Source organism: Paenibacillus sp. FSL E2-0177 (assembly GCF_037992975.1).
GTDB lineage: Bacteria > Bacillota > Bacilli > Paenibacillales > Paenibacillaceae > Paenibacillus_AQ > Paenibacillus_AQ odorifer.
Window position 1 is genome coordinate 395,351 of the sequence record NZ_CP150307.1, and the last position, 26,720, is coordinate 422,070.

Annotated in this window: 19 protein-coding genes; 14 read left to right on the top strand and 5 right to left on the bottom strand. The window is 46.4% G+C overall.

The annotated features are described in order from the left end of the window. The first annotated feature begins 4 nt into the window (after positions 1–4). From MHI25_RS01765 to MHI25_RS01775, 3 genes are all read left to right on the top strand, one after another. On the top strand, positions 5–1,105 hold the full coding sequence (locus MHI25_RS01765; RefSeq protein ID WP_036687432.1) for a toxic anion resistance protein: 1,101 nt from the start codon (positions 5–7) through the stop codon (positions 1,103–1,105). A gap of 458 nt (positions 1,106–1,563) precedes the next feature. After that, positions 1,564–2,352, top strand: coding sequence for a formate/nitrite transporter family protein (locus MHI25_RS01770; RefSeq protein ID WP_076124688.1), 789 nt, complete (start codon positions 1,564–1,566; stop codon positions 2,350–2,352). Between the two features lie 192 nt (positions 2,353–2,544). Next, on the top strand, positions 2,545–4,161 hold the full coding sequence (locus MHI25_RS01775) for an ATP-binding protein (RefSeq protein WP_076278939.1): 1,617 nt from the start codon (positions 2,545–2,547) through the stop codon (positions 4,159–4,161). Between the two features lie 93 nt (positions 4,162–4,254). On the opposite strand, the gene MHI25_RS01780 is transcribed toward MHI25_RS01775, so the two are convergent. Both MHI25_RS01780 and MHI25_RS01785 read right to left on the bottom strand, forming a co-directional pair. Continuing rightward, on the bottom strand, positions 4,255–6,537 hold the full coding sequence (locus MHI25_RS01780) for a TPM domain-containing protein (protein ID WP_340394856.1): 2,283 nt from the start codon (positions 6,535–6,537) through the stop codon (positions 4,255–4,257). A gap of 175 nt (positions 6,538–6,712) precedes the next feature. Beyond that, positions 6,713–6,856: a hypothetical protein gene (locus MHI25_RS01785; protein ID WP_167348483.1), complete on the bottom strand. Its 144-nt coding sequence runs from the start codon at positions 6,854–6,856 to the stop codon at positions 6,713–6,715. Positions 6,857–7,161: 305 nt separating this feature from the next. On the opposite strand from MHI25_RS01785, the gene MHI25_RS01790 reads away from it, so the two are divergent. Next, positions 7,162–10,284, top strand: a complete 3,123-nt coding sequence (locus tag MHI25_RS01790) for an EAL domain-containing protein (protein ID WP_076219205.1) — start codon at positions 7,162–7,164, stop codon at positions 10,282–10,284. A gap of 119 nt (positions 10,285–10,403) precedes the next feature. On the opposite strand, the gene MHI25_RS01795 is transcribed toward MHI25_RS01790, so the two are convergent. Next, on the bottom strand, positions 10,404–11,498 hold the full coding sequence (locus MHI25_RS01795) for a GGDEF domain-containing protein (RefSeq protein WP_076124680.1): 1,095 nt from the start codon (positions 11,496–11,498) through the stop codon (positions 10,404–10,406). A gap of 234 nt (positions 11,499–11,732) precedes the next feature. On the opposite strand from MHI25_RS01795, the gene MHI25_RS01800 reads away from it, so the two are divergent. After that, positions 11,733–13,247 (top strand): methyl-accepting chemotaxis protein, encoded by a 1,515-nt coding sequence (locus MHI25_RS01800; protein WP_340394857.1) that lies wholly within the window; start codon positions 11,733–11,735, stop codon positions 13,245–13,247. 75 nt (positions 13,248–13,322) lie between these two features. Here the strand turns inward: MHI25_RS01800 and MHI25_RS01805 are convergent, their stop codons facing one another. Continuing rightward, a complete protein-coding gene (locus MHI25_RS01805) occupies positions 13,323–13,838 on the bottom strand; it encodes a nucleotidyltransferase family protein (protein WP_076124758.1) in 516 nt (171 codons plus the stop codon). Positions 13,839–14,099: 261 nt separating this feature from the next. On the opposite strand from MHI25_RS01805, the gene MHI25_RS01810 reads away from it, so the two are divergent. The 3 genes from MHI25_RS01810 (at position 14,100) to MHI25_RS01820 (ending at position 17,812) form a co-directional block, all read left to right on the top strand. Beyond that, positions 14,100–15,704, top strand: coding sequence for a sensor histidine kinase (locus tag MHI25_RS01810; protein ID WP_280513476.1), 1,605 nt, complete (start codon positions 14,100–14,102; stop codon positions 15,702–15,704). Continuing rightward, the gene (locus MHI25_RS01815) at positions 15,701–16,429 is read left to right on the top strand and encodes a LytTR family DNA-binding domain-containing protein (protein WP_076275969.1); all 729 of its coding nucleotides are present in this window, start codon (positions 15,701–15,703) and stop codon (positions 16,427–16,429) included. The genes MHI25_RS01810 and MHI25_RS01815 overlap by 4 nt, the downstream gene beginning before the upstream one ends. 126 nt (positions 16,430–16,555) lie before the next feature. Further along, positions 16,556–17,812 carry an OFA family MFS transporter gene (locus MHI25_RS01820; protein WP_139330079.1) on the top strand — a complete coding sequence of 419 codons (1,257 nt, stop codon included), beginning with the start codon at positions 16,556–16,558 and terminating at the stop codon, positions 17,810–17,812. Between the two features lie 600 nt (positions 17,813–18,412). Here the strand turns inward: MHI25_RS01820 and MHI25_RS01825 are convergent. Next, a complete protein-coding gene (locus tag MHI25_RS01825; RefSeq protein ID WP_076185614.1) occupies positions 18,413–19,324 on the bottom strand; it encodes a helix-turn-helix domain-containing protein in 912 nt (303 codons plus the stop codon). Between the two features lie 190 nt (positions 19,325–19,514). Between MHI25_RS01825 and MHI25_RS01830 the strand changes: the two genes are divergently transcribed. The 6 genes from MHI25_RS01830 (at position 19,515) to MHI25_RS01855 (ending at position 26,714) form a co-directional block, all read left to right on the top strand. Further along, positions 19,515–20,630: a glycoside hydrolase family 88 protein gene (locus MHI25_RS01830; protein ID WP_076310046.1), complete on the top strand. Its 1,116-nt coding sequence runs from the start codon at positions 19,515–19,517 to the stop codon at positions 20,628–20,630. 127 nt (positions 20,631–20,757) lie between these two features. Then, a complete protein-coding gene (gene iolG / locus MHI25_RS01835) occupies positions 20,758–21,804 on the top strand; it encodes an inositol 2-dehydrogenase (RefSeq protein WP_076278932.1) in 1,047 nt (348 codons plus the stop codon). Between the two features lie 38 nt (positions 21,805–21,842). After that, positions 21,843–22,673 carry a 5-deoxy-glucuronate isomerase gene (gene iolB, locus MHI25_RS01840; protein ID WP_076219003.1) on the top strand — a complete coding sequence of 277 codons (831 nt, stop codon included), beginning with the start codon at positions 21,843–21,845 and terminating at the stop codon, positions 22,671–22,673. Between the two features lie 181 nt (positions 22,674–22,854). Next, a complete protein-coding gene (locus MHI25_RS01845; RefSeq protein ID WP_076278931.1) occupies positions 22,855–23,865 on the top strand; it encodes a LacI family DNA-binding transcriptional regulator in 1,011 nt (336 codons plus the stop codon). Positions 23,866–24,127: 262 nt separating this feature from the next. Beyond that, positions 24,128–25,138 (top strand): 5-dehydro-2-deoxygluconokinase, encoded by a 1,011-nt coding sequence (gene iolC / locus MHI25_RS01850; protein ID WP_076124667.1) that lies wholly within the window; start codon positions 24,128–24,130, stop codon positions 25,136–25,138. A gap of 115 nt (positions 25,139–25,253) precedes the next feature. After that, positions 25,254–26,714: a CoA-acylating methylmalonate-semialdehyde dehydrogenase gene (locus tag MHI25_RS01855; RefSeq protein ID WP_076278929.1), complete on the top strand. Its 1,461-nt coding sequence runs from the start codon at positions 25,254–25,256 to the stop codon at positions 26,712–26,714. The last annotated feature ends 6 nt before the right edge of the window (positions 26,715–26,720 follow it).

The window sequence follows — 26,720 nt, forward strand, 5'->3', positions numbered from 1 at the left end:
ACCCATGTCCACGCAGTTGATCCAATTAAAAAAAGAAGATGAACAAAAGGTAGTCGAAGAAGCCGCACAATTGATCGAGAAGGTATCCCAGACAGATACAGTCACGTTGGATTCTTTAATGGATGATATCGGGAAGCTTGGGGTGAAGACGCAAGAAAAAGCAGGCCAAACCCTCAAGCTGCTGGATCGTCCGGTAAATGACCTGATGTCCGGCAAACGTGTTGAAGTGCCTAACATGATTATGAAGCTGCGGAATGAGTGTGAAAATCTGCAACAGAGTAAGAATGTTAGCTTTTTCGGCAAAATGCTGCGGAAGAGTCCGATGAAGAACTATGTGTACAAATATCAGTCTGTCCGCACAAATATTGATGCGATTGTTACTGGTCTACGCGACGGCAGAGATACCCTCGAAGAGAGTATTGTAAATATGCGCCAGCTGAAACGTACCTCTATGGAGGAGATCTATAACCTTCAAACCAAAATTGCCTTCGGCAATAAGCTAAAAGAGCTGTTCGAGGTGGAGATTGCGAAGCCTGAGAATGAGTTCCGTAAAGCTTATCTGGAGCGTGGTCTGCGTAAAGTGATGGTTCGTATTCAGTCCATGACAGAGATGATTCTGCTCTACAATCAAGCGATTGCTGCTACAGATATCATCAATGACAATAATGATAAACTGATCGATTCCGTAAATAATGCGATTGATAAAACTTCTAATCTGATTACAGTGTCGGCAATGATTGCGATGTCGCTGGCCGATCAGGAGAATGTTATCAACGCTGTAGAAGCAACAAATAAGACGATTGAAGATCAGTTTAAAGAAAATGCACGCTTGCTGCGTACGACTACAGAAAAAACGACCGAGCTTCTATCCAAACCTTCCATGTCTATGGAAGCCGTGAATCAAGCGATCGGGGATTTGCTTAGCGCATTGGATACTTCGGAACAGTCAAACCGTCGTATTATCGAAAGCTGCCAGGATTATACATCCAAAATGACGACGATCAATACCCAACTGGGCAATCGTCTAGGACTCAATGAAGCGGACAAGCCTGAGGCGCTGAAACAAGGTGAAGCAGAGAGCCAACTGAGCAGCTTCTTGAACTAATTGTTTTAAAAAAAGTTCATAAAAATATAGCAGAGCAGTGAGTCTTCATTTCTGGGGGTTCGCTGCTCTGCTTTTTTTTGGATATGAAGTAGCTTACTTCAACTACATAGGCGTAAACGTGATCTAATCAAATGAAGTTTACTGTAGCCAAACATAAAGCCCTATTCAAATACATAAGTTGTCACAAGACTACATGTGGAGGAAGTGGGGATAGGCTATGGTTTTAGGCTGTTTGATACTCGTGCTTATCATCGTCGCCAGCAGTGAAAAAGCAGAAGCCATTGCTAAAATGAATGAAGACAATTAGCAAGAGGTAGCTTCGCTTCCCCGTAAGTATTCAGGGATTTTTTGCCGCGAGTTGGTTCAAGTAATTTCCAGCGGGTTATTGGGTATAATAACGCAAGGCTGTCGATTAGCCCATAATCAGCTGGAAATACCAAAATCCCTAAGGAGGTCACATGGAGAACGAGGCACTGCTTCAGGTTGAACAATTAGCACTTAAGAAACAGAAGATATTCCGGCAAAGCGTAATGCGCTATATTGCCAGAGCCATGCTGGCCAGTATGTTTATCGGATTCGGTGTAATTGTAGCATTTAAGACAGGCAACTATTTCTTTATGGAGCAATCCCCCTTTGCATATCCAATGGCTGCGATTACTTTCGGAGCGGCTATTATTCTAATTTCTTTTGGTGGTGGGGATTTATTCACCGGAGATACTTTTTATTACACATACACGGCACTAAGACGGAAAATGAAATGGTCTGAGGTTGTCCGCATGTGGATCATGAGTTATATCGGTAATATTCTTGGGGCTGCCGTTTTTGCCTTGCTGATTTTTTTGACAGGACTGTTCTATAGCTCAGATGTAAACGGTTTTTTGCTATATGTAGTGGAGCATAAAATGGAAGCCCCGGCAGGTCAGCTTTTCTTTCGGGCTATTCTTTGTAACTGGCTCGTTTGTATGGCTTTTTTTATACCGATGAATATGAAAGGCGATGGGGCCAAAATGTTCGCCATGGTCTTATTCGTATTCTGTTTTTTCATCTCAGGCTATGAACATAGTATTGCCAATATGTGTACCTTTGCGATTGCGCTTGTACTTGATCATCCCGGAACGGTATCGTGGTATGGCGTGGTGCATAACCTTGTCCCCGTTACGATCGGCAATTTAATTGGCGGTGGCGTACTGATGGGGGTAATGTATTATTATGTGAATAAACCTTTTTTGGATGACACTAAGCATTAACTGAAAAATAGAAAATAATAATTCTCCAAAACTTCGCTCTTGTATAGGGGTGGAGTTTTTTTGTGCAGAAAGTTATTTTTTAACATTGGGATTATTTGATTTTTAAGGATTGAAAAGGATTAGAGGGAGAGAGGTAGAATACATAATTATGCAATGCAAAATTGAAGATTCATACAGAATGGGGTAAGGGCTTTGGATGAGACAACAGGGATACTGACGGATGAGACCATTATTAAGGCTTCCAATCAGCATTGTATTGACCAAGGAATTGATCCTGAGCAACCGCCTGTCTTTGCAAAGGGATATTCTACTGATGAATTGGGGGCACAACTTAGCGTATATAGTGAAGTGATTGAGGTTATCGAATTTTTTGTCAAAAAATTTCTTTCCTCAGTCAAAGGGAACCCGATCCTAGTTACGATTTCGGATGATGCAGGTTATCTATTGGCGTTCCAAGGAGATGCGACGATTATTGATCTCGTAGGACAGGTAGGCATCAAAGAAGGCGTGCAGATGAATAAAGAGGTGGGTACCAATTCAATCGCTTTAGCCCTTGAATATCAGAGGCCATTCCAGCTGACAGGACGAGACCATTTCCATCATATTTTGCATCATTTAGTATGCTGTACAGCTCCATTTTATAAAGAAAATGGGCAAGAAATTTTAGGTACAATTTCATTTATGGCAGATATAGATGTAGCCCATCCCCATTTGCTGCCTCTGCTCTGTACGATGGCTGACTCGATTGAACGTGAGATTTTGTTGCGGAGAGGGAATTCTCAGCTGCAATTATTAAATCGGATTTTGCTAGAGACCAATTACTTAGGGGTAATCATAACAGATCAATTCGGAACAGTCGTGAATATAAATGAGAACGGTTTAGCTATGCTTCATTTGGGTGGTGAGCATCAAGAGTCTGTTGTTGGAACTAGTGTCTTTGAAATTAGGAATGTGGGCGCATACTTTCAACATGTCATCATACATCATGTCGCATGTGCCGGGTTAGAAGTGATTCAGGAGAAAAACGGGTTGTTCGAGCATTATATGTTAGATGTACTACCCGTTTACGATGCGAATGGTTACTTAGCGCGTGTGATTGGAAGTTTGCGCAACATCACGGAGATGAAAAGAACGGAAGAAGTGCTGCGCAATACAGAAAAGCTAGTGGTCGCAGGACAACTGGCTATGAGCATTGCACATGAGATCCGCAATCCCCTGACTACGGTGAAAGGGATGCTTCAACTGGCTAATAAAGATTCACGACTGCTGCATTATGATCTCATTATGTCTGAAGTGGAAAGAATGAATCTCATTGTGAGCGAGTTTCTTATTCTGGGTAAACCGCAGGCTGCGCATTATATGACTGAACAATGTAGCACGATCCTGCTGGAAGTATTGAATATCTTCGCGATTCAGGTGGAAATGAATAATATAGTGTTAAATACAAAGATCCATTATGATGCTGAGATCGAATGTGACCGCAATCAGATTAAGCAGATTTTCCTCAATATCCTAAGAAATTCAATGGAAGCTTTGCCTTTTGGCGGGAGCATTACAGTGACTCTTGATGTGAAGGATGAATTCCAGGTGATAACCTTCACCGATAATGGAGAGGGGATGAATAAGGAAGTTCTGGATAAATTAGGAGAACCTTTTCACACGACTAGAGGCGATGGGAATGGACTTGGCTTCATGATTGTCAAAAAAATCGTGACTGCCCACAGAGGATATGTGGCAATAGCTAGTGAAGAGGGAGTAGGCACGGCCGTTACAATTTATCTTCCGATGGCACATTCATACCACAAATAAAACAGCAATAATAATTCATAATTAAAAAGACTCTTCCGCCCATATAAGCGAAAGAGTCTTTTTGTATATCCATTTGCATCTAATAGTGAGGAATTACCACTTAGAGCCACCCGATGAATTTCCACCGGATTTGCCGCCGCCACCGCCCCAAGAAGAGCCGCCGGAGGATTTGCCGCCACTGCCGCCACCACCCCAGGAAGAGCCGCCGGAGGAACGTCCCCCACCGAATCCGCCTGAAGAAGGAGGGCCAGAGGACATCCGTTTACGGGCTTGCGCACGCCGCTGTTGCTCTCTCATCATGGCTAGCTGGGCAAGCCGTTCTTCCTCTTCTTTTTGGCGAACGATTCGGTTCGCTTCATTCACAAAGGAAGTGATCTGAGCGTCATAAGCGTGGCCAATCGATTCCAGTTCCTCCAGGTTGTAAGGCCGGGATGACAACCGTTGCTCCAACTGGCTATATTCCGGCAGTAGGGATAACTCAAAGCGGATTCTGGAAGACAAGCCTCTGCTGTGCAGCATTCGCTGGGTCGTCTCTACCCGGCTTTGTCCTTCGGAGAAGAGACGTTGTACTTTATCCAGTCTTTCATTTAATGCATTTAGACTTTCAGAGACGCCGTCATATTGCCGGCCAGCTTCATCCTGCAAGGACAGCAAGCGCTCCAGCGCATCGTGGGCCTTGTCATATTCGCCCCGTTCATCACTGGCCCAGTTCTCAATTTGTGCCACTTCACCTGCACCTTCCCGAAGACGTGTGCTCCACTCCGTCAGAATGTTCTCTACGCTAACTATATGCTGTTCTTCGAAATGTACACGTGCTTCTGTAATTCGGGCCTGCAGCTCGTCTCGCCGCTGCTTCAAGTGGCTCCATGTGGTGCGGAATGTCTCTAGATCTCTGCGGTTATTCTGCCGCAGCAGTGCTTGCTGCTCTGTCATAGCAACAGCTTCATCCAGAAGCAGATCTAGTCTGGCGCCGATTCTGCGCACCTCATCCATATCTCCTATACGCAGCGGCGCTTCAAGAGTCAACGATTCTACGCGGGCCTGCTCTAGGTGGTCATATGGCTTAACCTTCATATTGTGCAGTAAATTCTGTTCAATGATCCCGGTGATTTTGGCACGTGCCGCAGCTAATACCGTAGGAAATTTGTTTAGCTTATCATCATAGAGATCAACATCCTTCAGATCCTGTTCGATTTTTTCCTGACGTTCTTGTGCATCCTCGGTAACCTCTTGTGCAGCAATGGGATCAAAAAGCTCCAATTGGTCTGCCTTAGCAGTTTCCTCCGCAAGCTCCTTAAGTTCCTCTACAATTTCTTGAAGCTCATATCCGGTTTCTTTAACTGCACCTTGCAGCTGTTCTTCAAGCTCTGGCGTATCCTCTTTCAGCTCTGTAATACGCTGTTTGACATTGCGGTCAGCTTCGCTAATGACAGCAATGTGTTTCTCTTCCTCTTCAAGCGCTGTGCGGAAGGCAGCTTCGGTCTGCTGCAATTGTTTCACGGCTGTCTTGAGGGCAGCCAAACGATAAAATGCTGGCTGAACGCCTTGACCTTCGCTTTGTAGTGCGGAGATTTCAACGAGCTTGGCGGACAGCCGCTTGGAAATACCTTCGACTAGCTCTCCCGTCTTCCCTTGAACGATCCCTTGAAAAGGGTTTAGCGATTCCAGTGCCCGATTTGCCTGGACCATTAAATTAGATAACTGTTTCTGTTGCTCGCTAAGCTGCTTGCGTCGACGCAGACCTGTAACCATTACAAAGAGTAGAAGGAGGATTAGAAGGGCTCCGATAAGAATCGCTGCAATCATAAACATGGAGCTGCTGGAGCGGTTTACATCATTCCCGACCCCGGCTGCGCTCCCGCTTCCTGCGGTTCCTCCAGTACTGCCGGCACGATCTCCGATGGAATGGATGGCATTAATCAAAGCCTTTGTCCCGCCAGCGAAGTCCCCTTTTTGGGCATAAGGAATGAAATAGGTGTCGAGCAGTTTTTGGATGGCTGAACTTCCCGAGGACCCTCCCTGATTCTTAGACCAAGTATTTAACGAGCTTTGAAAGCCTGGATTTAAGAAATTTAGCTCAATGGACTGGTCACCAGCGGAGATCAGCAGTAGAAGATCCCGCGTGGACAGTTTCCACGAGTCGTAAACCTTGTCTGCATACTTATCAGTTGGAGTACCGTCTGTGGAATCTACAGTGAGTACATGGATGGTCATGAGTTCTCCAGTAGCGGTAGCAGAAATAGACGCGGCTTCTGCGGAACTGAACATTTCAGCGTTATCGGTAACAAATCCCTGCTGTGCAGGAATTCCAGCGGCGTATGCACCAGGTACCCATAACAGGCTGAGCATTAAGAATAAAGCTATATACTTTTTCAAGCTGACACGCTCCGATCTGAAGGACTTTTTATTCAATATATTATGCTGATAATTATACTATATCATTAACCATCAGGTGACCTGGAGATACTCCAATTATTATATAGTTATGTCTGCATACCAACAAAAAAAGCCATGCCCCTAAATAAGGGAACATGGCGTATACTCGGAAGCATTATCTTGTCGGCAGACAGAGAATGTATTGCAATCTGGATTTAATTTCTTTTTGCCATTTCAAATCTCCAACTTTAACGGCAAGATTGAGCAGATCCAGATAATCGTCAACCTGTAATGTTGTTCGGGTAGAGGTAACGTTCATGGGTGATCAGTCTCCTTTTAACTTAAATATAGTAAATTGAAATTATTAACGCTTATAATAATGATAATCATTATCAACGTTTATCGTTATTGCTATTATCCACATTTTCTATGTAAAAAGCAATATAAAAATCAAGACTTCGTAACTTTTATCATTTACAAATAAAAGAGTCCATCGAAAGATGGGGATTTGCGTATAATGTGTGGTTTTAGGAAAGAATTAGCAGGAATCTTACCATATTTTGTCGAATACTTTTTAGAATAATGCTTTAAATTCTAAATTTTAGCAAAAAGGGGAATTGGGCAATGAAGCGGTGCACAATGTTGCTTCTGATTATTTTTCTGCTTTTGCTCGTACCTCCTACAGCCGCTCACGCCGAAAGAGAGGATATAAGGTACCAAGTAGAACTGGAATATCCACCTTATAAATATGTAGAAAACGGGTATTTGACCGGGTTTGATATTAATTTGAGCACGATGATTTTTGAGAAGCAGGATTACCTTATTCACTACAGTACTGGGCAATGGGATGAAGTATACAGTCGGCTGATTCAAGGAGATATTGAAATAGCAGGTCTTATGGCAATTACGGAGTCGCGTAACCAAGAGGTGTTATTTTCAGATCCAGTTATTAAGAATTATATTTCCATCTATGCAAGGCGAGAGCTTGAGGATGAGATCGATTTAAAGACGTTGGGAAGTTATAAGATTGGGTTAGGGAATGGACAGTATTCTGCAACCGTGCTGAACAGCAAGGTGGGGATTACAAATTACATAGAATATGCAACGACTCCTGAAGCTTTGAAGGCTTTAGAAAAGGGGGAAATCGACCTTCTATTTGAGAATCAGGAAGTGATTGATTATCTGATTGCTGAACAGAAATTGAAGGGGAGTATTATCAAAAAAATGAGCAATCTCTACCCTAGGGATGTCGCTTTTGCAATAAGTAAATCCTCTCCGGAGCTAGTGACTTATGTTAACGAGAGATTGGATCGCCTGCATCGTTCAGGTGCTTTTGAAGAGCTGTATCAGCACTATTTCTTCGTTCATTCAGATTATTATAAAGTTATGATGCGCAATAGATTTATTGTGGGAGCCATTATTCTGCTCGGCCTTCTGATCATTAGTGCGGTTTTGCTAAAAATGTATATTAATCACTTACGGCGGGCGGTTTATTCGGAACAGCAATTTTTTGAAGATGTAATAGAGCATAGCGGTATGGTGGTTTGGGCTGTGCAGGCGGATAAAAAGGTAGTTCGGTTTAACAATTACGCTGAGCGAATGACGGGCCTATGCGAGAATGAAGTAGTGGGCAAAAACATTGAGGATATAGAGGGGCTGACAGGCAGTACGGCGGCTATTCGGAATCTGTTGGAAAGGGCCGTACAGCTTGACTATGTTGATAATATCGAGCATAAACTTCCAGACAATTCGCCAGCAGCGCGGTATTTTTCATTTCGGACCACCTTGTTGAAAGGATTGGATAAGCAGGCAGCTGATATTTTTGTGCTTGTAGGAGTGGATATCGATGAGCGCAAACAAAATGAGCTAAGGCTTCAGCAAAGTTATGAGGAACTGGAAGCTACTTACGAAGAGCTGTCAGCGACAGAGGTCGAGCTACAGGAGCAATTTGCTAAGCTGCAAGTAGGTGAACGACGGTTCAGTCTCGCGACAGAGGGTTCTGGTGCATACATGTGGGAGCTTGATTGGGAGACAGGACTGTATAATCTATCGGATCGCTGGTACAAGCTCATGGGCTATACGGAGGATGAAATCAATTCCTTCGAAAATGGGGTGCTTAGTATTATTCATCCCGATGACCAGCCATCATCCCAAAAGGCAAGACATGATCATCTGGCAGGTTTAACACCTATCTACGAGACGGAATACCGCATGCGGACCAAAGATAATCAGTTCGTCTGGTTTGAGGTAAGTGGTAAAGCTATCGTTGATCCAAAGAATGAAGTTGTGTTATTTATCGGTTCGCTGATTGATATTAGTAAGCGCAAGCAGGTAGAGCTAAAGCTGAGCAACAGTTATCAGGAGCTTGAGGCAACCTATGAACAGCTTACAGCCACACAGCAGGAGCTTGTAGAGCAATACGATATGCTGGTGGAGAATCAAAAACACATGCATCGTCTAGCTTATGTGGATGAGCTTAGTAATCTACCCAACCGTGTATGTCTACTGGAATCTATGGAGAAATATCTGCAATGCTCAGGAGGCAAGGCGGCGCTGTTGTTCGTAGATACCGATAATTTTAAATACATCAATGATACCTTAGGGCATAAATCCGGTGATGTTCTTATTCAGAAGGCTAGCAAAAGGCTGCAGTCGGTGGTGCGGGAAGGAGATATGCTCTCTCGGCTCGGCGGGGATGAATTCGTGATTTTTATTAAGGATATAGAAAACCACGAGGATGTGTTAGACCTGGCGGAGCGGATCATGAGAGCGTTCAGGCAGTCCTTTTTAATCGGAGAGAGTTATTTGTACGTTTCCGTAAGCATCGGAATTTCCTTTTATCCGGAAGATGGGGAGACCACCGAGCAAATCTTAAAAAATGCGGATGTCGCTATGTACCGGGCAAAAGAGGATGGTAAGGGGACTTATGTGGTATATGACAAATCTATGCATACTGCGTTTAATGAACGGATGAATATAGAGAAACATTTGCGCAGTGCCATGAATAATAATGAGTTTGAGTTATATTATCAACCGCAGGTGGATATCCAGTCTGGATTAATCTCTGGTTTTGAGGCTTTAATTCGCTGGAATAGTCCAACGCTGGGCTTTGTATCTCCACTTTCCTTTATCAAAATCGCCGAGGATTCCAGGCTGATTATTTATATTGGAGAATGGGTGCTTAGGGAATCGTGCATCTTTATGAAGGGCATTCAAGATCGTATGGGCATTCCTTACAAGATATCAGTTAACATTTCCATTATTCAACTATTGCAGGATGATTTCGTCGAGATGGTGCAGGAAAGTCTGGCTGAAAGTGGGCTAAAGCCTAGTTGTCTTGAACTGGAAATCACCGAGTCTATTTTTATGGAATCGTTTGAGAGTATCGTGAATAAGCTTCAATTCCTCAAATCCCAAGGCATTCGTATTGCGCTGGATGATTTCGGAACGGGATACTCATCTCTTAGTTATTTGCAGCAATTGCCGATTTCTACGCTTAAAATGGATAAAACCTTTATCGATTCGCTTTCGGAAAAAGCTTACAGCCAGTCTTTTGTGCAGACCATTATACAGCTGGGCCACAATATGGGGCTGGAGGTCGTTGCGGAGGGAGTGGAAGAGATCAGCCAGCTGGATTTCCTCAGAAAATCGGGCTGCGATAAGGTACAGGGATATCTGGTTAGCAGACCTGTTCCGAAGCAGGAAGTGGTGGAGCTTTTGGAACCGCAGAAGCGTTACGGAATATAGCAGTGGATACACAGCCCTCATCACAAGGTGGGGGTTTTTGGTATGAAATGCTTCTGAAATTAAGGCTTTGCAAAAGAAAACAAGCTCCGACAGATAAACAGTGTCTGTGGAGCTTGTCACTAGCTGATGACAATTTTGTTCTTCCCGGTGTTTTTAGCTTCGTAAAGTGCATCATCAGCCTGCTGAAAAGTAGAATTTTTGGAGTCTGCACCTGTGTAATCATGCATCCCGATACTGACGGTTATGCTTTTCCCTTCCATTTCGGCAAAAGGGGTATCGGCGACTTTGGCTAGAATTTGTTGCATGATTTCATAGGATTGTTCAAAGGTTTTGGTTGTCAGAATGACAATGAATTCCTCGCCCCCGTACCGCGCGGCGAAATCATCAGGACCGATATACTCGAGCAGGATCGCTGCGACTTTTTGTAATACGATATCTCCAACAGAGTGTCCATAGCAATCATTTACTTTTTTGAAATTATCGATATCCATAACGGCAAGCTGCATGGAGAATGGATTACTCTGCTGATGCTCGATTAGCCAACCCAAATATTCGTGAAAAGTCTTGTGATTATACAGATCAGTCAGGGGATCTATCTTAGATAGACGATCCATGATTATATTCTGAATGCGTAATTCCTGTTCTGACTTGACGGAGTTCTGCAGGGATTGCATCAAATCACGTCCACGAACGATTACTGCAAAACCTGCCAAAGCAGTGCCTGCAAAAATAAGAGCGATAATGATTGTTTGGGTGATCGGAAAGTACTCGTGAATGGATGTCTTGGTGAATAAAATGATCGTGTACAGTAGAGAAATAGCAGAAGTGGCTATCATATAACTGCTCTTCAGATAGATCATCGAGACTAGTAGCGGGAACAGCATAATTAATGATTTAACATGTAACTCATCGCTGAGATTGACGATAATCAAAACCGCAAATAGATGGCTTGCAACCGTAATGGCGAGTTGGGCCCACAGAGGCCTCCATCTATAGATTACTTCTAGAATAATGATCAAACTCACTATGATGGAATCAGAAATCAACGAGTGCTCAATATAATCGTTCCTGGTTGGGGTTTCCGGACGCTGGCTCCATAAGGATAGAGAAACAATGAACTGAATACTTAAATACACAATCAGGATGATCCAGAATGAATTGAGAAGCACACGATTCCAATAGGTCTGACGAGGAGTTTGAGGTGTGGCGCGCATAATGTGATCCTCTTTTCCAGTGGCAATATGCTTATATATTCGACAATAAGCTCAGGTTTCCTCTTGATGGCTTTCTTGGAAGCGGGAGATCAACAAGCATCTTTATAAGGGGAGATTGCCTTGCCCGGGGAATGATTGATCGAAAAGGAATACTATAGAAAGTATTTCCTTTAATTAACTCTGCTGATATAATGTTAGAATACATAACATCAATCGAGTGGAGTGGAAGTAAAGATGCAGATCCGTCGAAACCAGATTTTCGTAGTCGTCCTGTTGCTTCTTGTCAGTGTGTACAGCTTATTGATTGATATGCTCTGGATGCATAAGCTGGTGATTATTCTGCTTATGGGTTCTCTAGGAGGGTTCTCGCTGAATACATCCCGCTACGGTTATCGCAAAGAAGCGCTGCTGAAGGATTCACAGAACAAAGTGGAGCTTCTTGGCAATGAGATTGTAGTTACCTCGGATCGGCTGCATGGTGCGCTTGAAGAAATCAGTCGCCATACAGAGCAGCTGCAGCAGGCAGCAGATTATTCACACGCGTATGAAACGGATTTAAGGATTCGCAGCAATGAAGCTAAAGCCAATATTGAAGGGGCCTATCAGACGATGGGCGGTGTAGCCTCAGTTACAGCACATATCGAAGAATTGACGGAAAAACTAGGCTCGAATATGCAATATGCTCGGCAAGGAATGACAGCAATGGTAGATTCCCTGAGCATTGCAGATGTGGTGATGAAGGATCTGCAAACACAGAGTGGGGACATGTTAGCTAAGTTTACTGCCCTGAGTAATCATATTGCGATGGTAGAGGAGATCAATACATTGATTAACTCCATTGTGAATGAGACCTCGTTGCTCGCGCTGAATGCTTCTATTGAAGCGGCCCGGGCCGGTGAACAGGGCCGCGGATTTGCAGTAGTGGCCAGCCGGATTCGGCAGCTGGCTGATCAAAGCAAGAGCTCGGTAGACCGCTCCTCAGGCATCTTGCTTGACATTAATAATGGAGTACAGCAGGTGCTGGAATCCGTTACGAAAGAGCAAGTCTCAGTGGAGCGTGGGGTGAACGAGGTCGGCACGGTTAAGCTTCGACTCGATGATATCGCGTCGAGAGTAGATGAAGTAGGCAGCGCCGTGACGGAAACAATCGATGCTGCCGCGAAACAGGGCAAGCTGATTGTAGAAGTGACAACGGAGCTGAGCGGTGCGGTGGCTATCGTGAATGAGACGATTGCCAATGTAGACCTTACGCTGGAGCAGGTGACACGGCAGCGGGATCAAATTGGGCAGCTGAACGAAGTCAGCGCCAATCTGTTAGCGGAGTCGCAATCCTTGCAGCAATCGGTTACTAGCATTGCGGGCAGAGCGGAAATTGAGATGAGCCAATATGCAGCCCGGCTTCAGGAAATGCAGAGTCTCTTGGAGACGATTTCCGCCAAGGAAGAACTTTACGCTCCAGATACTGAAGTTCATCAAGGTGTTTTGAAAGCTTACATTAAGAAAATTCCAGATGTACAAGCCATTTGGTCCAATCGGACGGATGGAACCTTTATCTACTCCGAGCCAGCGGCTGGCCTGTTGAATGCTAAGCGGCGTGATTGGTGGAATGGGGCCATGAATGAGGGTGAATATGTCTCTAAACCTTATGTATCCGCGATTACGAAACGTTCTTGTATTACATTATCTAGAGCAATCCGGAATCGTCAGGGAGATGTAGTAGGCGTGGTTGGTATTGATTTAGCGGTGTAATAAAACAACAGCAGCAAGCCCTTCTGTAGCAGAGGCTTGCTGTCTTTTTTATTCCGATGCTAACACAACTTAGCTTTAGGTAGCGCTGACCTGCAATTGCTTCCACGTTGCCTGCCAGTTTTTTTGTGCAATTCGTTTTTCATAAATAGGGAGTAAGTTCGGATTATTGTTGAAATGAGGGGTAGCCCGTAACACTACATTAATAACATCTGCAATCCCATGCGGAGCGGTTAGGATAACCTTACCGTATTCATCTAAGGAAAGCCCAAGCGCTGTAGCTGTTTCCGGAAACTTGGAGATGGCATCTACAGATGACGTATAGGGCGCAAGGTTGTTAATGGTATGCATTCTTGCTTCATTCTTAACGGACCATGGCACATGGGGATTTAAATTTCTTAGTTTTGCCTCCCATTGCTTTTCCACTTCCTCATGAAGATTGCTGCCGTCATAATAAATAACATCAATATCTGGCAAAGGGGTCCGCTCTTCAAAGCCATGTAAGGTATCCCAGATTTTTGAACGTACAAACCCAGCACAAACCCACCAGTCAGGTAACTGTAGCGATCTGGCATTTTCTAAAATATCCATCATCCAGGGGTCATTATGTACAAGCTGAATGATATCTGCCTCGTGTTCTATCTTGTGCAAACTGCCACCTCCGAATATTCATGCTTCCAATCTGTTAATATCATACAACAAGAGTTTCAATAGAGGTATAAAGGGACAGGCTGAATGGACAGAGGCATGAACTATCTTTATAATGAATCGACATCGAGACCTTTGGAGGCGGTGACCGTGCAATATACGTTTACTATATTACTGCAATTGTTGGAAAGAGCTGCGTTATTGCTGATGTGTCTGTTTGTATTGACTCGTCTGCCGCGGTTTAAAGAGGTTTTTCAAAAAGGGAGTTACGCTCCGCAAGAGCTTGCTATTGCGACGATGATCTTCAGCTTATTTGCCATTTTCGGCACTTATAGCGGGATTAATGTGGAAGGTTCGCTTGTGAATGTGCGAATTATCGCCATCGTATCTGGCGGGATTTTGTTCGGACCATGGGTTGGACTTATAACAGGCATCATCTCAGGGGTTCACCGTTTTCTGATTGATATCGGAGGGGTAACCTCTCTTCCTTGTCTGATTACGAGTATCACCGCAGGCATAGTGTCTGGGATAATCTATCGCCGCACCTCTGGTGAACGTCGCTGGATAGCAGGGATTTTGGCGGGAATGGCCTGTGAGGCACTGACGATGCTGCTCATTCTAGCGATGGCTCAGCCGATGTCGCTGGGTGTGGATATCGTGTCCAAGATCGCTTTTCCGATGATTATGAGCCAGATTAGTGTCGGCCTGATTGTTGTGCTAGTGCAGAGCGTGGAAGGTGAGAAGGAACGGATCGCGGCTAAGCAGTCCAAGCTGGCGCTTGATATTGCCAATAAGACCTTGCCGTATTTTCGCAATATTAATCAGGAGTCGCTGCACACCATCTGCCAGATCATCAAAGAGGATATCGGTGCAGACGCTGTAGCGATTACGGATACTCGGTTTATTCGTGCCTATGTTGGCGTGGGTGAGGAGGATTATGAGACAACTAACGATATTATCAGTGAGGAAACTAAAGTAACGTTGTCCAGTGGTGAAATTACCATCCGTAACGATGATAGTGATTACGTGAATCCGCAGATCAAGTCGCTGATCATTATTCCTTTGAAGGAAAAGGGTGAGGTGACGGGAGCGCTCAAAATCTATTACACCAAAGCCCACAAGATTACCTATTCGCTTCAAGCTATGGCTGTGGGTCTGTCACAAATGATCTCTACCTTGATGGAAGTGTCGCGGGTGGAAGGCATTAAGGAAATGGCGAACAAAGCGGAGCTGAAGGCACTGCAGACCAGCATTAACCCGCATTTTTTGTTCAATGCACTGAATGCGATTGCGTCCTCGATTCGAATTAATCCGGATAAGGCACGCGAGCTGATTGTGAATCTGTCCGGTTATATGAGATACAATCTGGAGCTTACCGATGAATTCATTGATATCAAACGAGAGCTACAGCAGGTCCAGCAATACGTAGAGATCGAAAAGGCGCGTTTTGGAAGCCGGCTTAACGTGCTTTATGATATTGATGAGGTTCAGGTTCGGATTCCGAGTCTGATCATTCAGCCGCTTGTAGAAAATGCGATTATACATGGCATACTGAAGGTAAGAGGGACAGGAACAGTAACGATTTCTGTAAAAGACCACGGGGATACCGTACGGGTGGGCATTCGCGATACCGGAGCTGGCATCAGCGAGGAAACGATAGAGAAGGTCTATACTGGCGATATGCCGGAGAATAAAATCGGGCTGTTTAATGTACACCAACGGGTAAAGCTGATCTATGGGACTGGACTTACCATTCAGAGATTGGATAAAGGGACGAACATCTTTTTTGATGTTAAAAAGGAGGACCAATGAGAGCGATCATTGTAGAGGATGAAGAGCTGGCAAGACAGGAGCTGGCTTATTTAATAGAGACGCACAGCGGGATCGATATAACGGCACAGTTTGAAGATGGGCTGGACGCGCTTAAATTTTTGCAGAGTGATACGGTAGATGTGATTTTTCTGGATATTAATATTCCCTCCATCGATGGGGTGCTTTTGGCACAAAATATCAGTAGATTCTCGGTAAAACCCTACATAGTGTTCATCACTGCGTATAAGGAGCATGCCGCTGAGGCGTTTGAGATTGAAGCTTTTGACTATATTCTTAAGCCTTATAGCGAGGTACGCATCAAAGCCATGCTGCACAAGCTGGAAAATGCGTTTGCCAGCCGTGGACGACAGGGGGAAGAAGAGCGTAATCCGGTCAGTGACAAGGTTAATCTGTGGAAAAATGAAAAGATTATCGTAGTGAATGCCGACGATATTTATTACGCCTCCGCGCAGGAAAAAAGTACAAGTGTGATGACTAAAGGTGAGGAATACAGCATGGCACTTAGTATTAGCGATTTCTTTCAGCGGCTGCCGCAGGATCGTTTTTTTCGCTGCCATCGTTCCTATATTGTTAACCTGTCCAAGATCAAGGAAATCATCCCGTGGTTCAACAATACGTATTTGCTGCGCCTGCATGATTTAGGTTTTGAAGTGCCGGTAAGTCGTAGTAAGGTAAAGGAATTCAGGCAGATTATGCGCTTATAAATGCAATTCATTCTTCATTTCCGTCATCTCATGCCGGATTTCTCTCAACATCGGCTGGTTTAGCTACAATAAAGAGGCGATAGAAGCTCTTGTAGCAGACAACGAGAGAGAAAGAAGGAAAAGACCATGACTACGACAATGGACAGCAAAAGCACCAAACGGTGGCTGATCGTATTAGGTACAGTAATTATGCAAATGGGCCTAGGTACCATCTATACATGGAGTTTATTTAATGCGCATCTGGTAACAAAATTTGGCTGGGAGCTTAACTCCGTTTCGATTACTTTTTCTATAACGAGCTTTGCACTCGCTTTCGCGACTTTGTTCGCAGGGAAGCTGCAGGATCGTTTCGGGCTTCGCCGTTTGACTGCTACTGCTGGGATTGTGCTCGGACTAGGATTGATTCTTAGCTCTCAAGCCAATTCACTCTTCATGTTCTATTTATTGGTTGGGGTGATCGTTGGTTTTGCGGATGGGACAGCTTATATCACTTCATTATCTAATTTAATTAAATGGTTTCCGAATAATAAAGGTTTAATCTCCGGCGTGTCCGTTGGTGCTTATGGAACGGGGAGTTTGATCTTTAAATATATTAACGGCGGGTTGATTGACTCAGTGGGTGTGTCTAATACATTTATGTATTGGGGTTTGATTGTTATGGGCATGATTGTAATCGGTTCCTTGCTCGTAAGAGAAGCTCCGGTTCAAGCGGCCCCAGCACCAGCGGGTTCAACGACAGCTACAGTAATGAGTTCACCGAAAGACTATACGGTCAAAGAAATGCTGCGGACAAAAGAAGCTTATCTGCTATTTATCATCTTTTTCACCGCTTGTATGTGTGGTCTGTATTTGATCGGTATTGTAAAAGATATCGGCGTGCAGCTGGCTGGACTTGATGTACAGACAGCAGCTAGTGCGGTGGCTATGATTGCGATCTTTAATACAGCGGGACGTTTAATTCTGGGTGCTTTATCTGACAAAATGAGTCGCTTGAAGCTGGTAGGCGCATCGCTTGCTGTAACTGCGGCGGCTATGCTGACCCTCAGCTACGCGACCCTGAATTTCGGACTTTTCTTCACTTGTGTAGCAGCCATTGCGTTCTGCTTTGGCGGGAATATCACGGTGTTCCCCGCCATTGTCAGCGACTTCTTCGGACTGAAAAATCACAGTAAGAACTACGGAATTGTTTACCAAGGTTTTGGTATTGGTGCCCTTTCCGGTTCGTTTATCGCCGTCTTCCTAGGCGGATTTAAACCAACCTTTGTTATCTTTGGCCTCTTGTGCCTGCTGGCCTGCATCATCGCGATTTCTCTGAAACCGCCAGTGGCGAAGTCGAAAGAGAAAAAAGCGCTGCGTCTCAAAGCAACGGAACGTACGGCTTAAGATGTAATTGAAGCTAGAACCAGGCAGTGATTCTCCCGTTAGTGGAGAATCGCTGCCTGGTTCTTTTGATTTGTGGTGGCTTGCTGAGCTGTGACTTGTTTGGGCGGATTATCTTCAATTGGGAGAAGGAGTTTTGCTGGGATCTGAGAAGTAACTGCATTCTGTGCAACTATTCCGTATGAAATAGTGAATCTTCGGATTTTAGTTGTATTCTGTACAACTAAAATCTCGAGATGTTGCTTAGAGGCGAAAAAACCAAGGAAATAGTTGCACCAAATACAGCTATATCTAATGGTGGCGTGATGCGTGAAAAAATAGTTGTATGAAATACAGTTAAACGTGACTACCCCAGCACCAGCACCAGCACCAGCACCAGCACCAGCCCCAGCCCCAGCCCCTACATCACTACGACCACCTACACCAGTACCTGCATCTATCCCAACATGTGTGTGCTTGCACCATCGCTTTTGCTATCCCTTTCCCTTCGGCTCTCTTTTGCGTCTAAACATTGCCTCTGTTACTGCTCAATATAGTTACTTAGAGGGTAGATAGATTTGTCGGACGCACAGCGGATTTTTTGTAACTAGGTAAGCAAGTACATCAATAGGAAAATGTGGTCGAAGCAGTGTTGGATATGACCTGATTCTTGCGGAACTCGGATGGGGACATCCCGCTAAGTTTATTGAATATGCGGTTGAACTGGGAGAAGCTGTTGAATCCGGATTGCCCGGCGATCTCGGAAATCTTCAGGCGGGTGTAGATCAGCAATTGCTGGGCATTACGGACCCGGGTCATCTGAATATATTCTGTCAGCGTGGAGCCGGTAATTAACTTAAATTGGTGTGATAAGTAATAGGAGCTGATAAAGAACTCTTTAGCGAGGAAATCAAGGGACAACTCGCTGTTGTAATGGCTATGGATGTATGCGGTGATCGAGTAGATTTTTTGCATAATGGCATTTCCGATCTCCTCTGGGACATAGCTGTTCTGGTCTCTACGCTGGTATAAAGCACAGAGGAACTGTTGGAAAAGGCTGTGAATCAGTACTGGATTTAACGGTGAAGTGCTGTGTGATAAGGTGAAGATAGCGTTAAGAGGATCAAACACGGCTTTGCGCAACTCTTTTGGCAAACGGTAGATCGGTATTTCTTCCCAAAATGAGAGAAACATACTTTTGTAAGCGTTCTCTAAACCGGGTATATCCTTGGGCATGGCGAAGTTTATGATCAGCCGCTTAAACGGCGGCCCTTCCGGATATTGTGTCTTATGCATCCGATAAGGACGCAGGAGCACGATGTCATACTGCTGGAGGGCGCAGACATTCCCATCGATAATATGAGTGGCTCGGGAATCCATCAAGATATGAATCTCGTAAAAATCATGAAAATGCTGAAACTCCATATTGATATCGTGAGAACGCTGGTCATAATCAAAATAATAAAAAAGGGGATCTACGGGCGTGTTGATACGTACGCTATACCCTTGTTCGTACAGTAAGTCGCTTTCAAGCAAATGCTCTCACCGCCTTATTCTGTAATATGCACTTATTATAGGTTCAGAAAAGCAAGATTTGCAATATATGAGGGTTATTACAGCAAATATAAAGTAGTTTTTGTATGGAATGGTTTGATATATTACGGGTGAATGGAACTATCCAACATGAGGGAAGACCCAAAATAGCAGGCGAAGGGGCGGGAAACAGATGAACAACAGCCGGATTAGTAAAGTTGAGATCATTGAAAAGCTGAACCGCGTGACGGATAAGCTGCTGAAGCTGGAGCGGCCGGAAAACGAAGCCGAACTGCAAAATTTAGGGGAGGATGCGGGACGACGGGGGTATTTTGCCCGTGATTTTGGCATGGAGGAATGGGATTGGCCGCAGGGAGTGGGGCTTTACGGACTTCAAAAGATTGAGCAGCATTTCAAGGATGAGCGTTATCAAGAATATGCCAAGCTTTGGATGAGCAAGCAACTGGGCAAGGGACTGCCGAGCCGGAATATCAATACAACAGCGCCGTTGCTGTCATTAATGGAACTGAAGGAAGCGGAGGAATTAAGCCTGGAATGGGTGCAGTGGTTGATGCATGGCCTGCCGCGGACGGAGGAGTCTGGTTATCAGCATGTCACAACAGGAGCGAGCAAGGATGAAGTTACGCTCAATGATAATGAAATCTGGATTGATACGTTATTTATGGCTATTTTGTTCACGGCAAAAATGGGTGTGAAATACGATAATTCCGCATGGCGGCAAGCGTCGCTTTACCAACTGTTGCTGCATATCAAATACCTTTATGATAAAAAGACGGGGTTGTTTTTTCATGGCTGGCATTTTGGCGGCCGGCATAATTTCAGTGAAGCCTTCTGGTGCCGGGGCAATAGCTGGTTTACACTCGGCCTGCCTGAATACCTGGAGTTGATGGGGTCGTATCTGGACAGTGGAGTGTTTGAATATCTTCAACAGATCCTGAACGCACAGGCAACAGCTTTATTAGCCTGCCAGAGCGGAGACGGATTATGGCATACGCTGCTGGACGACTCTAGCAGTTATACTGAAACGTCAGGCTCAGCAGCTATCGCAGCGGGTATTTTGCATAGCGTACGCAGGGGGTTGTTGCCGGAATCGTATGCAAATCATGCCCTGAAAGCGATCCGGGCGGTGCTGGACAGAATTGACGATGAAGGCACGGTGCTTGGTGTATCCGGCGGCACTCCGATTGGTGCTGCAAAAGAAGATTATAAGGAAATCATTATTGCCCCTATGGCCTACGGACAGGCCATGGTTTTAGTCGCACTAGGTGAAGCGTTACATTACTGTTGAGGAGGAGTAGATAGCTAAGGAGAGAGTTAAAAAAGCTGGAGAAATATTTGCTTGTAACTTCACTTGTGCTTGGAGTATACTATTTTCGGGATGGTTAAGCGCTTACCTCAAAGGAGGATAAGCAAACATGGTAAATCCGATCGTAGTTGGCATTATTGGGGCAGGCAGAATTGGCCGGCTTCATGCAGATAATCTGCGTGTGATGCCGTCGTTTAAGTTGAAATCCATTGCGGAGGCTGTGGTAAGTGAGGAATTGCTGGTCTGGGCAGAGAGCCGGAATCTTGGCTCTGCATTTGTGAATGGGCAAGACATTCTGAATGACCCTGAAATCGAGGCTGTGTTTATCTGCACACCTACGGATACCCACGCCTCTTGGATTGAGCTAGCAGCCCGGGCTGGAAAACATATTTTCTGTGAAAAGCCGATCAGCCTGTCGTCAGAGTTTACCCACCAGGCACTGAAGATAGTGGAGGATGAGGGTGTATTGCTACAGGTCGGCTTCAACCGGCGAATGGACCCTAGCTTCCGCAAACTTAAGCAACTGGTTCAATCAGGAGAGCTAGGCAGTCCACATATTGTGAAGATCACATCACGTGATCCGCAGCCTCCGGGTGAGGCTTATGTGCGGTCTTCCGGCGGGATGTTTATGGATATGACGATTCACGATTTTGATATGGCCCGTTATCTGATGGGTGAGGAAGTAACAGAAGTTTATACCCGAGGTGCCAATCTCGTTGATCCGATGTTTGGGCGCTGCGATGATGTGGATACAGCTGTCATCACGCTGACCTTTGCCAGTGGCGCAATCTGCGTCATTGATAACAGCCGTAAGGCTGTATATGGTTATGATCAACGCGTGGAGGTGTTCGGTTCCTGCGGCTCAGCCACCGCCGACAACTGCCGTCCAACAACTGTAGAGGTTTCAACCGCTGCTTCGGTCACACGCGATCAGCCGCTTCATTTCTTTCTCGAGCGGTATAACCAGGCTTTCGTAGAAGAGGTTGCCGCGTTTGCCCGGGCAATCCGCCTGCAGGAGCCTATCATTTGCAGCGGGCCTGACGGGCAACAGGCGGAACGGATTGCCGAAGCTGCTAAGGAATCCTATCTTACCGGGCTTCCGGTCAAGTTGTCTTCTTGTGCCGGAGAGAGAATATCGGCGACACAAGCTTTGTAAGCGGATGCAGATGCTGAAGATGGGGGAGGTCTGTGAAGATGTCCAATCTAATCATAAAAGCCGGAGCACCCGGCAAAGATGGACTTGTAGCGGCAGTTAGCAAGGAGAGCGCTGGATGGGAGTATGTAGGTTTTGAAGTGTACCAGCTGCAGGTTGGGGATACGCTGAGCCGCAGCGCGGAAGGGAATGAAATCTGTCTGGTGCTGCTGGCGGGCAAGGCGGATGTGAGAGCAGGCGCCCAGTTGTTCGCCGGGATCGGTGAACGTATGTCTGTATTTGAGGATTTGCCGCCGTATGCGGTGTATATTCCGGCGGGAGGGCATTATGAAGTTACGGCCTTGACGGAGCTGGAACTTGCGGTTTGCCTTGCACCAGGAACGGGTAAATATGCGCCGCGTTTGATCGCTCCGTGCGATACTGTGGCCGAAGCCCGCGGTTCTGGCAGTATGTCACGGCGAGTGGTCAACATTTTGCCTGAGCAGAGTGAAGCCGAGAGCCTGCTGGTCGTGGAAGTACGTACGGGTGGCGGCAATTGGTCCAGCTATCCTCCGCACAAGCATGACTGTGACAATCTACCTGCTGAGTCTTACCTGGAAGAGACATACTACCACCGGGTTAACCCGGCTCATGGTTTTGTAGTGCAGCGGGTGTATAATGACGATCGCAGCCTTGATGAGACGATGGCCGTGTCTGACCGCAGTATTGTATTGGTTCCGGAGGGCTATCATCCTGTATCGGCTCCGCCGGGTTATGATTCTTATTATCTCAATGTGATGGCAGGTCCGGTCCGCACATGGGTTTTTCATAATGATCCGGAACATGAATGGCTGTTCGAGATGCAGCAACACCAGAAGGATAAGAAGAAATAGTGTAGCAGCACGCACGAAAAGGGGGCTTCCGCAAGGCGGAGGCTCCTTCTTTGTGTCGATGTATTGACCAAATGATCGCCACAGTAACAGAGTCTCTTGCACCGCTGAATAGACACTGTCAGAAGAGTTCCTTATAATCTAGGTATAGGATTGTACGAACGTAAAGGCGGGCTCACTAACGATGAAACCTACGATATATGATGTGGCACGGGAAGCGGGAGTCTCCATCGCTACGGTGTCCAAGGTGTTGAACAAGAACGGGAGAATTAGCGATAAGACACGGGAGAAGGTTCATCGGATCATGGAGGAGCTGAATTACCAGCCGAGTCTGGTGGCCTCTGCGCTGACGAGTCGTCGAACGGGAACAATCGGGCTGATGATTCCCGATATTTCCAACCCCTTTTTTGCTGAGGCGGCCCGAGGTATTGAGGATTATGCCCAGGAGCAGGGAAGTGACTTGATTGTATGCAGTACAGACCGGGATGATGAGAAGGCGGCCCGGTATATCTCACTGCTCCTGCGCAAACGGGTGGACGGTATAATCATTGCTTCTCATACAGGGAATCCGGATATGGTCCGCCGCCTGCTGGCTGATCACGTACCGCTTGTGTTATTTTCGGCTGATATCCGGAGGATGGAGAGCAACAGCGTCACGGTGGATGACTATAAGGGAGGCTATCAGGCGACAGAATATCTGTTGTCCCTGGGCCATCGCAGGCTCGGCATTATCTCTGACAATTTACCGGGGAGTAAGCTGCGCGTGGAAGGCTTTATGGATGCGCTCAAGGCAGCGGGTGTTGGCTTTGGCAATCCGGCTAATCTCACGCATACTTCAGCCACGCTGGAGAACGGCCGCAAAGCGGCTGCCGCGATGCTGGCTCAGGCGCAGGAAGACCGGCCGACCGCCATATTCGCCTGCAACGATCTGCTCGCGATTGGGATATTGAAGGAGGCGCGCAGCAAGGGCTTGTCAATACCCCGTGATCTGTCCGTGGTGGGTTTTGACAATACAATGCTGGCTGAAATTTGCCATCCCACCTTGACCAGCATTGCTCAGCCTCTGCGTGAGATGACGGAACAGGCGATGATTCTGCTGAACGAATCTATCGACAATCCCGATAGTCCTAAGCGCAAGATCATGCTGATGCCGGAACTGATAGTCCGCCATTCCACCGGACCGGCACCGCATTAGGAAGACACAAACTCTACAAACGGAGTAAGAACGCCGACTCCTATCTGAAGACCTGTACTTCGCTTAGCGGCGAGGGACAGGTCTTTTCTTTGTTTTTTTCTGATACATGGGTTCAGATCCAAATTCGTTTAAGTTCAGGATTGCCAAACTCCAATTTCTAAACTATACTAATGGAAATTAGGTTAAGCGCTTAACCCATCCCCCGATGATTGTTGTATCTCATTAATCTATTTTACTGAAGTTTTCTCAAGGAGGCGTCATAATGAACGGTTTACAGTTCGATCCTGCACGACCGCTGGATTTAATCGCTGTCGGTCGGCTCTGTATTGACTTGAACGCTAATGAAACCGGAAGACCAATGGAAGAGACACTGACGTTTACCAAATATGTCGGCGGCTCTCCCGCCAATATCGTAATTGGAGCAGCACGGCTAGGGATGCGCACTGGCTTTATCGGTAAGATATCCGATGATCAGATGGGCCGTTTTATCCGAACTTATCTGCAACGGAATGGCATTGACGATAGCCAGGTGCGCGTTGACCAGACTGGTGCAGTGACTGGGCTTGCTTTTACTGAAATAAAGAGTCCTCAGGAGTGCAGCATTCTGATGTACCGGGATCATGTGGCTGATTTGCTGCTGAGTACGGAGGAGATCTCGGAAGAGTATATTCGGAAGTCCAAGGCACTGCTGATCTCAGGTACTGCACTGGCACAAAGTCCGTCCCGTGAGGCCGTGTTTGTCGCTTTGGAGTTCGCCCGCAAGCACAATGTTACTGTATTTTTTGATCTGGATTATCGCCCCTATACTTGGAAGTCAGCCGCAGAAACAGCGGTCTATTATAATCTGGCAGCTGAGAAATGCGATTGTATCATTGGTACCCGTGAGGAATTTAATATGATGGAGAGCCTGTACAATGTGACAGATGCAGATGACGAAGCAACAGTTAACCGCTGGTTCTCGCACCAAGCAAAGCTGGTCGTTATCAAGCATGGCGGGAGTGGTTCAATCTCCTACACGGCGGATGGGCAGAAGCATCGGAGCGGTATTTTTCCCGCTAAAGTATTGAAGACATTTGGAGCCGGAGATTCTTACGCCTCAGCCTTCATTCACAGTCTAATGCGGGGAGAAAGCGTCGGTGAGGCCATGCGCCGCGGCAGCGCGTCGGCATCCATTGTCATCTCCCGCCACAGCTGTTCGGATGCCATGCCAACCTTGGACGAATTGGAAGCGTTTTTATTGTCTAACGAGGAAATCACTTCAGGTGCAGAGTAAGTAGGCGGAGGTTGGAGAGATCACAACTCAAACAACTCCAGATCGAATAGCTATGCAAGATTAGATTAGATTACATTCGCGGGATCGCATTAATAGAGATGAAGGAGTGAGTAGAATGGCACAGCAAACCGTGCAAGTGCTGAACAACTATATTGACGGGCAGTGGGTTGAGGCGGCTGTGGAGAAGACAGAAACGGTATACAATCCAGCGTCTGGTGAGGAGATGGCAAGGGTTCCGCTGTCCAGCAGAGTCGATGTTGATCGGGCAGTGGCGGCGGCAAAGGCGGCTTTTGCAGGCTGGTCCAAGACACCGGTGCCGCGCAGAGCGCGGATCTTGTTCAAATATCAGCAGCTGCTGGTGGACCATTGGGATGAACTGGCGAAGACGATCACGCTGGAGAATGGAAAAAGCTTCAAAGAGGCCTACGGAGAGGTGCAGCGCGGCATTGAGTGTGTGGAATTTGCGGCAGGTGCGCCGACGCTGATGATGGGCCGGCAGTTGCCCGACATCGCGACAGGCATCGAGTCTGGGATGTATCGCTATCCCATCGGTGTAGTCGGCGGGATTACACCGTTTAATTTTCCGATGATGGTGCCTTGCTGGATGTTCCCGTTGGCCATCGCCTGTGGGAATACCTTTGTGCTGAAGCCCTCCGAACGCACACCGCTGCTGGCAGCGCGTTTGGTCGAATTGCTAGAGGAAGCCGGGCTTCCGAAAGGTGTGCTCAATCTGGTTAACGGTGCACATGAGGTGGTAAACGGCCTGCTGGAGCATCCTGATGTGAAGGCGATTTCCTTCGTTGGCTCACAGCCGGTGGCCGAATATGTCTACAAGAAGGGAACGGCGTGTTTGAAGCGGGTTCAGGCGTTGGCAGGGGCGAAAAATCATTCTATTGTGTTGGCAGACGCGAACCTTGAGGCTTCAGCAACACAGATTGTCAACGCAGCCTTCGGCTCGGCGGGAGAGCGCTGTATGGCTTGCTCCGTGGTAACGGTGCAGGAAGAGGTTGCTGATGAGCTGATCTCCATCCTCCTGCGTGAATGTGAGCAGATGACCATCGGCGATGGTTTGGACGACGACACGTTTCTTGGGCCGGTTATCCGCCAAAGTCATAAAGACAAAACGGTCGCTTATATTGAACAAGGCATGGCCGAGGGCGCTAAGTTGCTAAGAGACGGCCGGGCGGATGCTGCGGTGCAGGGACAGGGTTATTTTATCGGCCCAACGTTGTTTGATGGAGTGACCCGGGAAATGAAAATCTGGCAGGAGGAAATTTTCGCGCCTGTCCTGGCAGTGATCCGTGTCAAGGATGTAGAAGAGGCGATTGAAATTGCCAATACCTCTCGTTTTGCCAACGGGGCTTGTATTTTTACGAATGACGGCGGGAAAGTGCGCTATTTCCGGGAAAATATCGAGTCAGGCATGTTGGGTGTCAATGTCGGAGTGCCAGCCCCGATGGCCTTTTTCCCTTTCTCCGGCTGGAAGGATTCCTTCTATGGCGATCTGCATGCGAATGGAAGCGACGGGGTTGAATTTTATACACGCAAAAAAGTCGTCACTGCCCGCTGGCAGTAACAAAAA

Bases quoted from the DNA above. Each gene is read 5' to 3' on its own strand.
- MHI25_RS01765 (WP_036687432.1), top strand. From the start codon at position 5: ATGTCCACGCAGTTGATCCAATTAAAAAAAGAAGATGAACAAAAGGTA.
- MHI25_RS01770 (WP_076124688.1), top strand. From the start codon at position 1,564: ATGGAGAACGAGGCACTGCTTCAGGTTGAACAATTAGCACTTAAGAAA.
- MHI25_RS01785 (WP_167348483.1), bottom strand. From the start codon at position 6,856: ATGAACGTTACCTCTACCCGAACAACATTACAGGTTGACGATTATCTG.
- MHI25_RS01790 (WP_076219205.1), top strand. From the start codon at position 7,162: ATGAAGCGGTGCACAATGTTGCTTCTGATTATTTTTCTGCTTTTGCTC.
- MHI25_RS01795 (WP_076124680.1), bottom strand. From the start codon at position 11,498: ATGCGCGCCACACCTCAAACTCCTCGTCAGACCTATTGGAATCGTGTG.
- MHI25_RS01800 (WP_340394857.1), top strand. From the start codon at position 11,733: ATGCAGATCCGTCGAAACCAGATTTTCGTAGTCGTCCTGTTGCTTCTT.
- MHI25_RS01805 (WP_076124758.1), bottom strand. From the start codon at position 13,838: ATGATGGATATTTTAGAAAATGCCAGATCGCTACAGTTACCTGACTGG.
- MHI25_RS01810 (WP_280513476.1), top strand. From the start codon at position 14,100: ATGTGTCTGTTTGTATTGACTCGTCTGCCGCGGTTTAAAGAGGTTTTT.
- MHI25_RS01815 (WP_076275969.1), top strand. From the start codon at position 15,701: ATGAGAGCGATCATTGTAGAGGATGAAGAGCTGGCAAGACAGGAGCTG.
- MHI25_RS01820 (WP_139330079.1), top strand. From the start codon at position 16,556: ATGACTACGACAATGGACAGCAAAAGCACCAAACGGTGGCTGATCGTA.
- MHI25_RS01830 (WP_076310046.1), top strand. From the start codon at position 19,515: ATGAACAACAGCCGGATTAGTAAAGTTGAGATCATTGAAAAGCTGAAC.
- iolG (WP_076278932.1), top strand. From the start codon at position 20,758: ATGGTAAATCCGATCGTAGTTGGCATTATTGGGGCAGGCAGAATTGGC.
- iolB (WP_076219003.1), top strand. From the start codon at position 21,843: ATGTCCAATCTAATCATAAAAGCCGGAGCACCCGGCAAAGATGGACTT.
- MHI25_RS01845 (WP_076278931.1), top strand. From the start codon at position 22,855: ATGAAACCTACGATATATGATGTGGCACGGGAAGCGGGAGTCTCCATC.
- iolC (WP_076124667.1), top strand. From the start codon at position 24,128: ATGAACGGTTTACAGTTCGATCCTGCACGACCGCTGGATTTAATCGCT.
- MHI25_RS01855 (WP_076278929.1), top strand. From the start codon at position 25,254: ATGGCACAGCAAACCGTGCAAGTGCTGAACAACTATATTGACGGGCAG.